At 68.4% G+C, this 12,551-nt stretch carries 13 protein-coding genes; 10 read left to right on the top strand and 3 right to left on the bottom strand.

Annotated features, from left to right (window positions below):
* The first annotated feature begins 227 nt into the window (after window positions 1–227).
* From ACFC0G_RS09995 to ACFC0G_RS09950, 10 genes are all read left to right on the top strand, one after another.
* On the top strand, window positions 228–641 hold the full coding sequence (locus ACFC0G_RS09995) for a hypothetical protein (protein WP_024761917.1): 414 nt from the start codon (window positions 228–230) through the stop codon (window positions 639–641).
* Between the two features lie 222 nt (window positions 642–863).
* Window positions 864–1,673 (top strand): F0F1 ATP synthase subunit A, encoded by an 810-nt coding sequence (atpB, locus tag ACFC0G_RS09990; RefSeq protein ID WP_055641315.1) that lies wholly within the window; start codon window positions 864–866, stop codon window positions 1,671–1,673.
* A 91-nt stretch (window positions 1,674–1,764) separates the two neighbouring features.
* Window positions 1,765–2,031 carry an ATP synthase F0 subunit C gene (gene atpE, locus ACFC0G_RS09985; RefSeq protein ID WP_024761915.1) on the top strand — a complete coding sequence of 89 codons (267 nt, stop codon included), beginning with the start codon at window positions 1,765–1,767 and terminating at the stop codon, window positions 2,029–2,031.
* 40 nt (window positions 2,032–2,071) lie between these two features.
* Window positions 2,072–2,617: a F0F1 ATP synthase subunit B gene (locus tag ACFC0G_RS09980; RefSeq protein ID WP_024761914.1), complete on the top strand. Its 546-nt coding sequence runs from the start codon at window positions 2,072–2,074 to the stop codon at window positions 2,615–2,617.
* The gene (locus tag ACFC0G_RS09975) at window positions 2,614–3,429 is read left to right on the top strand and encodes a F0F1 ATP synthase subunit delta (RefSeq protein WP_376400032.1); all 816 of its coding nucleotides are present in this window, start codon (window positions 2,614–2,616) and stop codon (window positions 3,427–3,429) included. Before ACFC0G_RS09980 ends, ACFC0G_RS09975 begins: the two co-directional genes overlap by 4 nt.
* A 143-nt stretch (window positions 3,430–3,572) precedes the next feature.
* Window positions 3,573–5,171 carry a F0F1 ATP synthase subunit alpha gene (gene atpA / locus ACFC0G_RS09970; protein ID WP_376400029.1) on the top strand — a complete coding sequence of 533 codons (1,599 nt, stop codon included), beginning with the start codon at window positions 3,573–3,575 and terminating at the stop codon, window positions 5,169–5,171.
* Window positions 5,172–5,191: 20 nt separating this feature from the next.
* Window positions 5,192–6,109 (top strand): F0F1 ATP synthase subunit gamma, encoded by a 918-nt coding sequence (locus ACFC0G_RS09965; protein WP_024761911.1) that lies wholly within the window; start codon window positions 5,192–5,194, stop codon window positions 6,107–6,109.
* A complete protein-coding gene (gene atpD, locus ACFC0G_RS09960) occupies window positions 6,109–7,551 on the top strand; it encodes a F0F1 ATP synthase subunit beta (RefSeq protein ID WP_376400026.1) in 1,443 nt (480 codons plus the stop codon). The genes ACFC0G_RS09965 and atpD overlap by 1 nt, the downstream gene beginning before the upstream one ends.
* Before the next feature lie 110 nt (window positions 7,552–7,661).
* Entirely contained in the window at window positions 7,662–8,036 is a 375-nt protein-coding gene (locus tag ACFC0G_RS09955) for a F0F1 ATP synthase subunit epsilon (RefSeq protein WP_024761909.1), read from the top strand.
* Between the two features lie 146 nt (window positions 8,037–8,182).
* Window positions 8,183–8,629, top strand: coding sequence for a DUF2550 domain-containing protein (locus tag ACFC0G_RS09950; protein WP_267045872.1), 447 nt, complete (start codon window positions 8,183–8,185; stop codon window positions 8,627–8,629).
* Between the two features lie 74 nt (window positions 8,630–8,703).
* On the opposite strand, the gene ACFC0G_RS09945 is transcribed toward ACFC0G_RS09950, so the two are convergent.
* The 3 genes from ACFC0G_RS09945 to ACFC0G_RS09935 all read right to left on the bottom strand — a co-directional run bounded on the left by ACFC0G_RS09945 (window position 8,704) and on the right by ACFC0G_RS09935 (window position 12,517).
* Window positions 8,704–10,548, bottom strand: coding sequence for a glycosyl hydrolase family 18 protein (locus ACFC0G_RS09945; RefSeq protein WP_376400022.1), 1,845 nt, complete (start codon window positions 10,546–10,548; stop codon window positions 8,704–8,706).
* 122 nt (window positions 10,549–10,670) lie between these two features.
* Window positions 10,671–11,324 carry a response regulator gene (locus ACFC0G_RS09940; protein ID WP_376400019.1) on the bottom strand — a complete coding sequence of 218 codons (654 nt, stop codon included), beginning with the start codon at window positions 11,322–11,324 and terminating at the stop codon, window positions 10,671–10,673.
* Complete coding sequence (locus tag ACFC0G_RS09935) at window positions 11,321–12,517, bottom strand: sensor histidine kinase (protein ID WP_376400507.1); 1,197 nt, start codon at window positions 12,515–12,517, stop codon at window positions 11,321–11,323. Before ACFC0G_RS09935 ends, ACFC0G_RS09940 begins: the two co-directional genes overlap by 4 nt.
* Between the last annotated feature and the right edge of the window lie 34 nt (window positions 12,518–12,551).

Below are 12,551 nucleotides of genomic sequence, written 5' to 3'. Positions count from 1 at the left end.
GCCCTCGTGTCGCGCACACACGCGCGGACTAACCCTCATGTGTGACAGTTGGCACACCTTACGGGTAAAGACCTCATCAAATAGTTTGTGATACCGTTCACGAGACCCGGCGACAGAGCCGAAAGACCGTAGTGCGACGGTCCGTTGGCCCCGAGACCCACCTCGGACCGGGCTTACGCTCGTCCATGACGACACCATCGCCCCCTCCAGCAAGCGGAGACACCGCCATGCCGTCCAACGACGCACGCATCCTTCTGCACACCATCGTTCCCACCGCTGTCGTCGGCGCTGTCGCCACGGTCATCAGCGGCGTGCTCGCGGGTGGCAAGGGGGCGATCGGCGCCGTCGTCGGCACTTTGGTCGTGATCCTCTTCATGGGGATCGGGCAGTTGGTTCTGCAGCGGACGGCGAAGTCGCTTCCGCACCTCTTCCAGGCCATGGGGCTGATGCTCTACACGGCCCAGTTGCTGGTGCTCTTCATCTTTCTCGCCTTGCTCAAGAACACGACGCTGTTCGACTTCAAGGCCTTCGCCTTCACGTTGCTCGCGACGACCGTGGTGTGGGTCGCCGCGCAGGCCCGTGCGTACATGAAGGCCAAGATCACGTACATCGACCCCGGAAACACGGGGTCGAAGTCGTGAAGGGTAGGGCCGGGATAAAGCCACGTTCGGCTTCCTGCTATCGTCCGGTGCCAACTGCGGCATTGCGGGCGCGGGCATCCGAGACGCCTGTCCCAGCGCGAGGCTCGATGCCGAACCGCCGCCCCCTTATCCGTAAGACCAGTCCAGTGCCGACCCGCGGCTGCGTGCCGCGCCGACACAACGAGGTTGCCGTACCTATGCGCCACGCTGAAGGAGCCCGCGGTGAGTGCTGACCAGACGCTTGCCTTCGACCCGGATTGCCACATCTTCAGTGGATGCGGCTTCCCGGCTCCGGGCCTGCACACGTTCATGTACGAGCCCATCGCCACGGTGGCCGGCATCGAGATCACGAAGCCGATGCTGCTCGCCGTGCTCGGGTCGATCGTGGTCGTCGGGTTCTTCTGGGCCGCCTTCAACAAGCCCAAGCTGATCCCCGGCAAGATGCAGATGGTCGGCGAGGCCGGTTACGACTTCGTGCGCCGCGGCATCGTCTACGAGATCATCGGCAAGAAGGACGGCGAGAAGTACGTCCCCTTCATGGTGTCGTTGTTCTTCTTCGTCTGGATCATGAACCTCTGGTCGATCATTCCGCTCGCCCAGTTCCCGGTCACCTCGCTGATCGCCTTCCCGGCCGGTCTCGCGCTGATCGTGTACGTCATGTGGATCTCGCTCACCTTCAAGAAGCACGGCTTCGTGGGCGGCTGGAAGAACATCGTCGGCTACGACAAGTCCCTCGGTGCCATCCTCCCGATGGTCGTCGTCCTCGAGTTCTTCTCGAACCTCCTGATCCGGCCCTTCACGCACGCGGTGCGACTGTTCGCGAACATGTTCGCCGGGCACCTGCTGATCGTGATGTTCTCGCTGGCCACCTGGTACCTCATGAACGGCCTGGGCTTCGTCTACGCCGGTGCCTCGTTCGTGATGGTCCTCGTGATGACCGCCTTCGAGCTCTTCATCCAGGCCGTCCAGGCGTACGTCTTCGTGCTCCTGGCCTGCAGCTACATCCAGGGCGCGCTCTCCGAGCACCACTGAGCCGTTCCGGCCCCGTAGCTCCACCCCCGAAACCATCAGTCGTCCGGTGGCCAACCCCCACCGGGTCATTGAAAGAGAAGGAAGTAACGGCATGTCCGCTGCTCTCGACATGATCAACCTTGCCGCCGAAGGTGGCAGCGCCAAGACCAACGTCGTCGGCAACGTCGCCTCGATCGGTTACGGCCTCGCCGCGATCGGCCCCGGCGTCGGCGTCGGCATCATCTTCGGTAACGGTACGCAGGCTCTCGCCCGCCAGCCCGAGGCTGCCGGCCTGATCCGCACCAACCAGATCATGGGCTTCGCCTTCTGTGAGGCGCTCGCCCTCATCGGCATCGTCATGGGCTTCGTCTACCAGTAAGCCGGACCGACTGCCCGATTCTTTTACGGAAGGCACTGATGTGAACGCGCTTCTTCTTGCGCAGGCGGAGGAGCCCCAGCCTCCTCTGATCCCGCATCTTGACGAGCTCGTCATCGGCCTGATCGCCTTCGTCATCGTCTTCGGCTTCCTCGCCAAGAAGCTCCTCCCGAACATCAACAAGGTTCTGGACGAGCGTCGCGAGGCCATCGAGGGCGGCATCGAGAAGGCCGAGTCGGCCCAGATCGAGGCCCAGAGCGTGCTGGAGCAGTACAAGGCCCAGCTCGCCGAGGCCCGCCACGAGGCCGCGCGTCTTCGCCAGGAGGCGACGGAGCAGGGCACCGCGATCATCCAGGAGATGAAGGCGGAAGGCCAGCGCCAGCGCGAGGAGATCATCGCGGCCGGCCACTCGCAGATCGAGGCCGACCGCAAGGCCGCGTCCGCGTCGCTGCGTCAGGACGTGGGCAAGCTCGCCACCGACCTGGCCGGCAAGCTGGTCGGCGAGTCCCTCGAGGACACCGCCCGCCAGAGCCGGACGATCGACCGCTTCCTCGATGAGCTCGAGGAGAAGGCGGAGGCCGTCCGATGAACGGAGCGAGCCGCGAGGCACTGTCCGCCGCCCGCGAGTCCCTCGACGCGCTGACCGACAACACGCCGGTCGACGCGACGAAGCTCTCGGACGAGCTGACCGCCGTCACCGCGCTCCTCGACCGCGAGGTGTCGCTGCGCCGGGTCCTGACCGACCCCGCTCAGTCGGGTGAGGCCAAGGCCGAGCTCGCGCAGCGACTCCTGAGCGGTCAGGTGGGCGGCGAGGCCGTCGACCTGGTCTCGGGCATGGTGCGCAACCGCTGGTCGCGTTCGCGTGACCTCGTCGACGCGGCGGAGGAGCTGGCGAACATCGCCGACCTCACCGCGGCGCAGAAGGCGGGCGCGCTCGACGGCGTCGAGGACGAGCTGTTCCGGTTCGGCCGGATCGTGTCCTCCAGCCCCGAGCTCCGCTCGGCGCTGACGGACAAGGCCGCCACGGCCACCGCCAAGGGCGCGCTGCTCCGCAGCCTGCTCGGCGGCAAGGCCCACGCGACCACCGAGCGCCTGGTCGTCCGTCTGGTGACCCAGCCCCGGGGACGTAGCCTGGAAGCGGGACTCGAGTCCCTCTCCAAGCTCGCCGCGGCGCGCCGGAACCGGATGGTCGCCGTCGTCACCACGGCGGTGCCGCTGTCCGACCAGCAGAAGCAGCGCCTCGGTGCCGTTCTGGCCAAGCTGTACGGCCGGGAGATGCACCTGAACCTCGACGTGGACCCGGCGGTCCTCGGTGGGATCACGGTGCAGGTCGGCGACGAGGTCATCAACGGGACCATCGCGGAGCGCCTCGGCGAGGCGACCCGGCGACTGGCCGGCTGACGGCTGCGGCCACCACAGCAACAAGCATCACAGCATCATTAGCGGCCCGGTTGGGCCGTGCAGAGATTGCAGAAGATTCCTGGGGGTCGGCCCCCAGACCCCTTAAGAAACTTCGGGCCCAACAAGGAGAGCAGGGAACCCAGATGGCGGAGCTCACGATCCGGCCGGAGGAGATCCGGGACGCACTGGAGAACTTTGTCCAGTCGTACCAGCCGGACGCGGCCTCGCGCGAGGAGGTCGGCACGGTCAGCCTGGCCGGCGACGGCATCGCGAAGGTCGAGGGTCTTCCCTCGGCCATGGCGAACGAGCTGCTGAAGTTCGAGGACGGCACCCTCGGCCTCGCGCTGAACCTCGAAGAGCGCGAGATCGGTGCGATCGTCCTCGGCGAATTCAGCGGCATCGAGGAGGGGCAGTCGGTGCAGCGCACCGGCGAGGTCCTCTCCGTCGGTGTCGGTGAGGGCTACCTCGGCCGCGTTGTCGACCCGCTCGGCAACCCGATCGACGGCCTCGGCGAGATCGCGACCGAGGGCCGCCGCGCCCTCGAGCTGCAGGCCCCGGGCGTTATGGCCCGTAAGTCGGTGCACGAGCCGATGGAGACCGGCTACAAGGCCGTCGACGCCATGACGCCGGTCGGCCGTGGTCAGCGTCAGCTGATCATCGGTGACCGTCAGACCGGCAAGACCGCTCTGTGTGTCGACACGATCATCAACCAGCGCGACAACTGGCGCTCGGGCGACGTGAACAAGCAGGTTCGCTGCATCTACGTCGCCGTCGGCCAGAAGGGCTCGACCATCGCGTCCGTTCGCGGCGCCCTGGAAGAGGCCGGTGCGCTCGAGTACACGACGATCGTCGCCGCCCCGGCGTCCGACCCGGCCGGCTTCAAGTACCTGGCGCCGTACACCGGTTCCGCCATCGGTCAGCACTGGATGTACCAGGGCAAGCACGTCCTGATCGTCTTCGACGACCTGTCGAAGCAGGCCGACGCCTACCGCGCCGTGTCGCTGCTGCTGCGCCGCCCGCCGGGCCGTGAGGCCTACCCGGGTGACGTCTTCTACCTGCACTCGCGTCTGCTCGAGCGCTGCGCGAAGCTCTCGGACGAGCTCGGTGCCGGTTCGATGACCGGTCTCCCGATCGTCGAGACCAAGGCGAACGACGTGTCGGCGTTCATCCCGACCAACGTCATCTCCATCACCGACGGCCAGTGCTTCCTGGAGTCCGACCTGTTCAACGCCGGCCAGCGCCCGGCCCTGAACGTCGGTATCTCGGTCTCCCGTGTCGGTGGCTCCGCCCAGCACAAGGCGATGAAGCAGATCTCCGGTCGCCTCCGTGTGGACCTGGCCCAGTTCCGTGAGCTGGAGGCGTTCGCCGCCTTCGGTTCGGACCTGGACGCCGCGTCGAAGGCGCAGCTGGAGCGTGGACAGCGCATGGTCGAGCTGCTCAAGCAGGCTCAGTACCAGCCGATGCCCACCGAGAACCAGGTCGTCTCCGTCTGGGCCGGCACCACCGGCAAGATGGACGACGTCCCGGTCGCCGACATCCGTCGCTTCGAGGCCGAGCTCCTGGCGTACCTCCGCCAGAACCACTCGGGTCTCATGACCTCCATCCGTGAGGGCGGCAAGATGTCCGACGACACCCTGCAGTCCGTCGGTGACGCCATCGCGGAGTTCAAGAAGCAGTTCGAGACCTCTGACGGCAAGCTGCTGGGCGAGGACGCTCCTGCCGCCGTCAACGTCTCGAAGTGACGACGGAAGGGACCTGACTCATGGGAGCGCAGCTCCGGGTCTACAAGCGTCGCATCAAATCCGTCACCGCGACGAAGAAGATCACCAAGGCGATGGAGATGATCGCCGCCTCGCGTGTCGTCAAGGCGCAGCGCAAGGTACAGGCGTCGACTCCGTACGCGACCGAGCTGACCCGCGCGGTCACGGCGGTGGCCACGGGTGCCAATGACCGGCACCCGCTGACCACCGAGGCGGAGAACCCGATCCGTGCCGCGGTCCTGCTCCTCTCGAGCGACCGCGGTCTGGCCGGCGCCTTCAACTCCAACGCCATCAAGGCGGCGGAAAAGCTGACGGCGAAGCTGGAGGGCGAGGGCCGCGAGGTCACCGTCTACGTCGTCGGCCGTCGAGGCATCGCGCACTACAACTTCCGCGAGCGGAAGCTGGCCGGTACGTGGACCGGGTTCACGGACCAGCCGTCGTACGGCGACGCCAAGACGATCGCGGCACCGCTGATCGAGGCGATCGAGAAGGACACGGCGGAAGGCGGCGTGGACGAGCTCCACATCGTCTACACCGAGTTCGTCTCGATGATGACGCAGACCGCGGTCGAGGCCCGGCTGCTGCCCCTCAGCCTCGACGAGGTGGCGAAGGAGGCCGGCGATTCGGACACGCTCCGTCCGCTGTACGACTTCGAGCCGTCGGCGGAGGACGTCCTCGACGCCCTGCTGCCCCGGTACGTCGAGAGCCGTATCTACAACGCGCTGCTCCAGTCGGCTGCTTCCAAGCACGCCGCCACGCGCCGCGCGATGAAGTCGGCCACCGACAACGCGGGAGACTTGATCAACAATCTCTCCCGACTTGCCAACGCGGCCCGCCAGGCCGAAATCACCCAGGAAATCAGCGAGATCGTCGGTGGCACCGCAGCCCTGGCCGACGCGACCGCGGGGAGTGACAAGTAATGACGACCACTGTTGAGACGGCCGCCGCCACGGGCCGCGTCGCCCGGGTCATCGGCCCGGTCGTCGACGTGGAGTTCCCCGTCGACGCGATGCCGGCGATCTACAACGCGCTGCACGTCGAGGTCATGGACCCGACCGAGGAGGGCGCGACCAAGACGCTGACCCTCGAGGTCGCCCAGCACCTCGGTGACGGCGTCGTCCGCGCCATCTCCATGCAGCCCACCGACGGCCTGGTCCGCCAGGCCCCGGTGACCGACACCGGCACGGGCATCACCGTTCCCGTCGGTGACGTCACCAAGGGCCGTGTGTTCAACACGCTGGGTGAGGTGCTGAACGCCGATGCCTCCACCGTGGCCGACGCGCCGCGCTGGACGATCCACCGCAAGGCCCCGGCCTTCGACCAGCTCGAGTCCAAGACCGAGATGTTCGAGACCGGCCTGAAGGTCGTCGACCTTCTCACCCCGTACGTCAAGGGTGGAAAGATCGGTCTGTTCGGTGGCGCCGGTGTCGGCAAGACCGTTCTGATCCAGGAAATGATCGTCCGTGTGGCCAAGCTGCACGACGGTGTTTCGGTCTTCGCGGGCGTCGGCGAGCGCACCCGTGAGGGCAACGACCTCATGGTCGAGATGGAAGAAGCGGGCGTTCTGGACAAGACCGCGCTTGTCTTCGGCCAGATGGACGAGCCGCCGGGCACGCGTCTCCGCGTCGCCCTGGCCGGTCTGACCATGGCGGAGTACTTCCGCGATGTGCAGAAGCAGGATGTTCTCTTCTTCATCGACAACATCTTCCGCTTCACCCAGGCCGGTTCCGAGGTCTCGACCCTGCTCGGCCGTATGCCCTCCGCGGTGGGTTACCAGCCGAACCTGGCCGACGAGATGGGTCTCCTCCAGGAGCGCATCACGTCGACCCGTGGTCACTCGATCACCTCGATGCAGGCGATCTACGTCCCCGCGGACGACCTGACCGACCCGGCTCCGGCCACCACCTTCGCCCACCTCGACGCGACGACGGTTCTTTCCCGTCCGATCTCCGAGAAGGGCATCTACCCGGCCGTGGACCCGCTGGACTCCACGTCCCGGATCCTGGACCCGCGCTACATCGCGCAGGACCACTACGACGCCGCCACGCGCGTCAAGGGAATCCTGCAGAAGTACAAGGACCTCCAGGACATCATCGCGATTCTCGGTATCGACGAGCTGAGCGAGGAGGACAAGCTCGTTGTCCACCGCGCCCGCCGTGTCGAGCGCTTCCTGTCCCAGAACACCCACGCGGCGAAGCAGTTCACCGGTGTGGACGGTTCGGACGTTCCGCTCGACGAGTCGATCGCCGCGTTCAACGCGATCTGCGACGGGGACTACGACCACTTCCCCGAGCAGGCCTTCTTCATGTGTGGTGGCGTCGAGGACCTCAAGAAGAACGCCAAGGAGCTTGGCGTCTCCTGAGCCCCGTGCTCCCGAGGGGGGCGGGATCCGTCCCGCCCCCCTCACCACGCCCATTAGAATTGACCCCAACACCCGGCACGACCGCCGGGTGGTGACCCGAGGAGCCACCCTTGGCTGCTGAGCTGCACGTCGAGCTGGTCGCCGCGGACCGGAGTGTCTGGTCCGGCGAGGCCACCCTGGTCATCGCGCGTACCACCTCCGGCGACATCGGCGTCATGCCCGGCCACCAGCCGCTGCTCGGTGTGCTGGAGTCGGGCCCGGTGACCATCCGTACCAGTGAGGGCGCGACCGTCGTCGCCGCCGTCCACGGCGGATTCATCTCCTTCGCCGACGACAAGCTGTCTCTGCTCGCGGAGATCTGCGAGCTGGCGGACGAGATCGACGCCCAGCGCGCCGAGCGCGCGCTGGAGCGTGCGAAGTCGGACTCCGACGCCGCCGCCGAGCGGCGCGCCGATGTCCGGCTGCGCGCGGTAGCGGTCCGCTGACGGACCGCGCCGAGTAGAAGTGCCCTCAGCCGCGGCACGGTCTGGAATTATCCGGACCGTGCCGCGGCTGAGGCGATGCAGATGCAGGTGTATTTCGGTTGGGTCGGCTGTGCCGGCCACGGGACGCAGCGAGGAGGTCGGTGAAGATGTTCCTCGCTCTGCTCGTGTGCGGCCTGGTCGTCGCACTGGTGGTGATCGGGCTCTTCGTCTTCGGCTTGCGCCGGAGGCTGATCCAGCGTGCCGGCGGCACCTTCGACTGCTCCCTGCGCTGGGACATCCCCGACGAGCCGGACCCGACCGGCAAGGGCTGGGTGTACGGCGTCGCCCGCTACAGCGGTGACGAGATCGCCTGGTTCCGTGTCTTCTCCTACGCGCCCCGCCCGCGCCGTGTCCTGGAGCGCTCGGTCATCGTGGCGCAGGAGCGCCGGATGCCGGAGGGCGAGGAGGAGCTCGCGCTGCTCTCCGACGCGGTGATCCAGGCCTGTACGTACGACGGCGTCCGGCTGGAGCTCGCGATGAGCGAGGACGCCCGGACCGGTTTCATGGCCTGGCTGGAGGCGGCGCCTCCCGGCCAGAGGGTGAACGTTGCCTGAGTTCCCGGTCGCTTGACGCGTGAGGAAGCGGGGGTCGGCGTGCTGCGCCGGCCCCCGCTTCGTCGTGCCGCTTGCTAGTTCAGGCCGGTGTTGATGGCGCCGACGAGCTCGCCGTTGGTGGTGTCACCGCTGAACTCCCAGAAGAACGCTCCGCCGAGGCCCTGGTTCTTGGCCCAGCTCATCTTCGAGTTCACGGTGGCCGGGGTGTCGTAGCTCCACCAGTTGGTGCCGCACTTGGCGTACGCCGTGCCCGCGACGGTGCCGGTGGACGGGCAGGAGGTCTTCAGGACCTTGTAGTCCTCGATCCCCGGCTCGTACGTGCCCGCCGCCGGGCCCGTCGCCGTGCCGCCGGGGGCGTCCTGGGTGACGCCGGTCCAGCCGCGGCCGTAGAAGCCGATGCCGAGGAGCAGCTTCGAGGCCGGGACGCCCTTCGCCTTGAACTTGGCGATCGCCTCGGCGGAGTTGAAGCCCGCCTGGGGGATGCCGGCGTAGGAGGTGAGCGGGGAGTGCGGGGCCGTCGGGCCCTGCGCCGCCCAGGCGCCGAAGAAGTCGTACGTCATGACGTTGAACCAGTTCATGTACTGCGCCGCACCCGCGTAGTCGGCGGCGTCGATCTTGCCGCCGGCGGAGGCGTCGGCCGTGACGGCCGCGGTGACCAGGTTGTTCGCACCGAACTTGGCGCGCATGGCCTGCATCATGTTCTTGAAGGAGGCCGCACCGCTGGTGTCGCAGGAGAGACCGCAGGCGTTCGGGTACTCCCAGTCCAGGTCGATGCCGTCGAAGACGTCGGCCCAGCGCGGGTCCTCGACCAGGTCGTAGCAGGACTGGGCGAAGGCGGTCGGGTTCTGCACGGCCTGGCCGAAGCCGCCGGACCAGGTCCAGCCGCCGAAGGACCAGAGGATCTTGATGTTCGGGTACGCCTTCTTCAGCTTGCGCAGCTGGTTGAAGTTGCCGCGCAGCGGCTGGTCCCAGGTGTCGGCGACGCCGTCGACGGACTGGTCGGCGGTGTAGGCCTTGTCGTAGTCGGCGTAGGCGTCACCGATGGTGCACTTGCCGCCCGTGACGTTGCCGAAGGCGTAGTTGATGTGGGTGATCTTGGACGCGGAGCCCGAGGTCACGATGTTCTTCACGTGGTAATTGCGGCCGTAGACGCCCCAGTTCGTGAAGTAGCCCATCTTCACCACGTTGGGGGGCGGGGTGCCGCCTCCGCCGGTGGTGCGGACGGGGACCGGGCCGGCGGCGGGGCCGGTCTGGTCGATGGTGTCGCGGGCGACGACCGTGTAGCTGTAGTCGGTGCCGGCGCTCAGGCCCTGGTCGGTGTAGGTCAGGCCGGTGAGCGTGGTGACCTTCGTGCCGTCGCGCAGGACGTCGTAGTTCTTGACGCCCTTGTCGTCGGTCGCGGCGGTCCAGGTCAGCTTCACCGAGGTGTCGGTGATGGCGGAGGCGACCGGGGTGCCGGGGGCCGAGGGCGGGTTGTCACCCGGCTGGGAGGTGCCGTCGCAGGCGGCGCCGTTGATCTTACAGCCGGTGGGCGCGCCCGAGCCGGAGCCGTTGTAGCCGAAGGAGACGGAGGCGCCGGGCGCGAGGGTCCCGTTCCAGCCGACGTTCTTGGCGGTCCAGTGGTTGCCGGAGCTGGTGACGGTGGCGTCCCAGGCGGAGGTGACGGCGGTGCCGGCGGGGTAGTCCCACTCGACGGTCCAAGAGCTGATGCTGGTGGTGCCGGTGTTCTTGATGGTCCAGTTGGCGCCGAAGCCGGTGCCCCAGTCGGACGACTTGGTGTACGTCGCCGTGGCCGAGGTGGCCGCTTCGGCGGGGGTCGCGAGGCCGACCATGGCGGCCAGCGGCAGGATCAGGGCGGTCAGACCGGCGGCGGCCCGGTGTCTGAACCCTGTTCTGCGCGTCGGTGCTTGAGTGCTCAACGGTGCTCCTCAAGTTGCGGACGGACAAGGTGGGGGTGGTCCGTGAAGATGCGCGCGCCCCGCGAGCGTAGGAAGGTCTGGACCAATCGTCAAGAGGTCCAGACCAACGTCGCCGACTTCGCCTACACGCCCAACTCCTGTGCCAGGACCGCCGCTTGGACCCTGCTCCGCAGCTCCAGCTTCCCCAGCACCTTGCTGACGTGCGTCTTCACCGTCGCCTCCGCCATGTCGAGACGTACCGCGATCTCCGCGTTCGACAGACCGCCGCCGAGCGCCGACAGCACCTCCCGCTCCCGGGGCGTCAGGGCGTCGAGCACCGCGGGGTCCCTCCCGGTCGTCGACCGCGCCGGGCGGCCCGTCGCCGCGAACTCGGCGATCAGCCGCCGGGTCACCGCCGGGGCGATGAGACCCTCGCCGCGCCCCACCGTCCGTACCGCCTCGATCAGCTCCCGCGCCTCCGCGTTCTTCAGCAGGAAGCCCGCGGCGCCCGCCCGCAGCGCACCGAACACATACGCGTCCAGGTCGAAGGTGGTCAGGACGAGGACGTCCGCGAGCCCCTCCGACACGACGATCCCGGTCGCCGTCACCCCGTCCATCCGCGGCATCTGCACGTCCATCAGGACCAGGTCGGGGCGGAGTTCGCGGGCCAGCTCCACCGCCCGCTCCCCGTCCGCCGCCTCCCCGACCACCTCGATGTCCGGGGCGCTGCCCAGGATCAGGACGAGCCCCGCCCGTACCGCGCTCTGGTCCTCGGCGACCACCACCCGCACCGTCATGCCCGCTCCTCGTCGTTCGCGCGCACGGGCAGTTCCGCCCGGACCCGCCACCGTTTCCGTCCCTCGTCGTCCGTGACCGGACCCGCCTCGAAGACCCCGTCGAGCAGGGCCACCCGCTCCCGCATCCCCACCAGGCCGGCCCCCGAACCGGGCGCGGTCGGGCCGGACCGTTCCCCGTACGGACTGGTCACCCGCACCCACAGCGCGCCCGGATCCTGCCCCAGGGTCACCCGCACCTCGCCGGGCGCCGCGTGCTTGAGCGCGTTGGTCAGGGACTCCTGCACGATCCGGTACGCGGCCAGCTCCACCGGCGCCGGGAGGCCCGCGGTGCTCCTCCGGGTGTCGTCGAGGACGAGGACGAGACCGCTCGGCTCGGCGTTGGCCGTGGACTGGGCCACCAGCGCGTCAAGACCCGCGAGCGTGGGCGCGGCGGCCGGCTCCGCGTCCCCGCTGCTGTCCCGCAGCAGCCCGATGAGCCGCCGCATCTCGGCGAGCCCCGCCACGCTGTTCTCCCGGATCACGGTCAGCGCCTGCCGGGTCGTGGCCGGCTCGTCGAGCGAGAGCGCGGCCGTCGAGTGGATCGCGATCGCGGAGAGGTTGTTCGCCACCATGTCGTGCAGCTCGCGCGCCATCCGCGACCGCTCGGCCACCACCGCCTGCGTCCGGTCCATCTCGGCGAGGAGCGCGGTCTGCTCGGCGCGCAGCCGGGCGGCGTCCGCCGCGTCCCGGTGGTTGCGGACGACCGCGCCGGTGATCGCGGGGAGGAAGGCGACCATGCCGGTGATCACGCCCACGAGGAGCGCGATCGCGTTCTGCCACCAGACGAGGAACGTCACCGTGGTCGCGACGGTGATGAGGGCCATGGTGTACGGGATGCGCCGGGCCCGCGCGGGCGTGCCGTAGACCACGGCCGCGTAGACCACGTCCGTGAACATCAGGACCGTGGCGAGATTGCCGTTGGTGAACTGGTCGCCGACGATCGCCAGCGTCCCGATGTTCAGGGCGGCCCGGGGAGCGGTACGGCGCAGGGCCTCCGTCCCGGCCATCACGGTCAGCGGGACCAGCGTCGCCCAGCGCTGGTCGAAGACGCGGTCGCCCGTCGTGTACAGCCCGAACGACCACAGGAGCAGGCCGCAGGCGAGACCCGAGGCGGCGATGAGCAGGTCGGTGCGGTGCGGGCGGGGCAGCGTCATCGGGTGGGGGAGCGTCTTCGGGCGGGGGAGCGTC

This window comes from Streptomyces sp. NPDC056169 (genome assembly GCF_042268445.1).
Classification (GTDB): Bacteria; Actinomycetota; Actinomycetes; order Streptomycetales; family Streptomycetaceae; genus Streptomyces.
Note: the sequence above shows the minus strand (reverse complement) of the source record. Positions and strands in the feature narration are given on the sequence as shown.

Excerpts from the sequence above, each read along its gene's own strand:
- ACFC0G_RS09965 (WP_024761911.1), top strand. The coding sequence starts at position 5,192 with ATGGGAGCGCAGCTCCGGGTCTACAAGCGTCGCATCAAATCCGTCACC.
- atpA (WP_376400029.1), top strand. The coding sequence starts at position 3,573 with ATGGCGGAGCTCACGATCCGGCCGGAGGAGATCCGGGACGCACTGGAG.
- atpE (WP_024761915.1), top strand. The coding sequence starts at position 1,765 with ATGTCCGCTGCTCTCGACATGATCAACCTTGCCGCCGAAGGTGGCAGC.
- ACFC0G_RS09940 (WP_376400019.1), bottom strand. The coding sequence starts at position 11,324 with ATGACGGTGCGGGTGGTGGTCGCCGAGGACCAGAGCGCGGTACGGGCG.
- atpD (WP_376400026.1), top strand. The coding sequence starts at position 6,109 with ATGACGACCACTGTTGAGACGGCCGCCGCCACGGGCCGCGTCGCCCGG.
- ACFC0G_RS09935 (WP_376400507.1), bottom strand. The coding sequence starts at position 12,517 with ATGACGCTGCCCCGCCCGCACCGCACCGACCTGCTCATCGCCGCCTCG.
- ACFC0G_RS09975 (WP_376400032.1), top strand. The coding sequence starts at position 2,614 with ATGAACGGAGCGAGCCGCGAGGCACTGTCCGCCGCCCGCGAGTCCCTC.
- ACFC0G_RS09950 (WP_267045872.1), top strand. The coding sequence starts at position 8,183 with ATGTTCCTCGCTCTGCTCGTGTGCGGCCTGGTCGTCGCACTGGTGGTG.
- ACFC0G_RS09995 (WP_024761917.1), top strand. The coding sequence starts at position 228 with ATGCCGTCCAACGACGCACGCATCCTTCTGCACACCATCGTTCCCACC.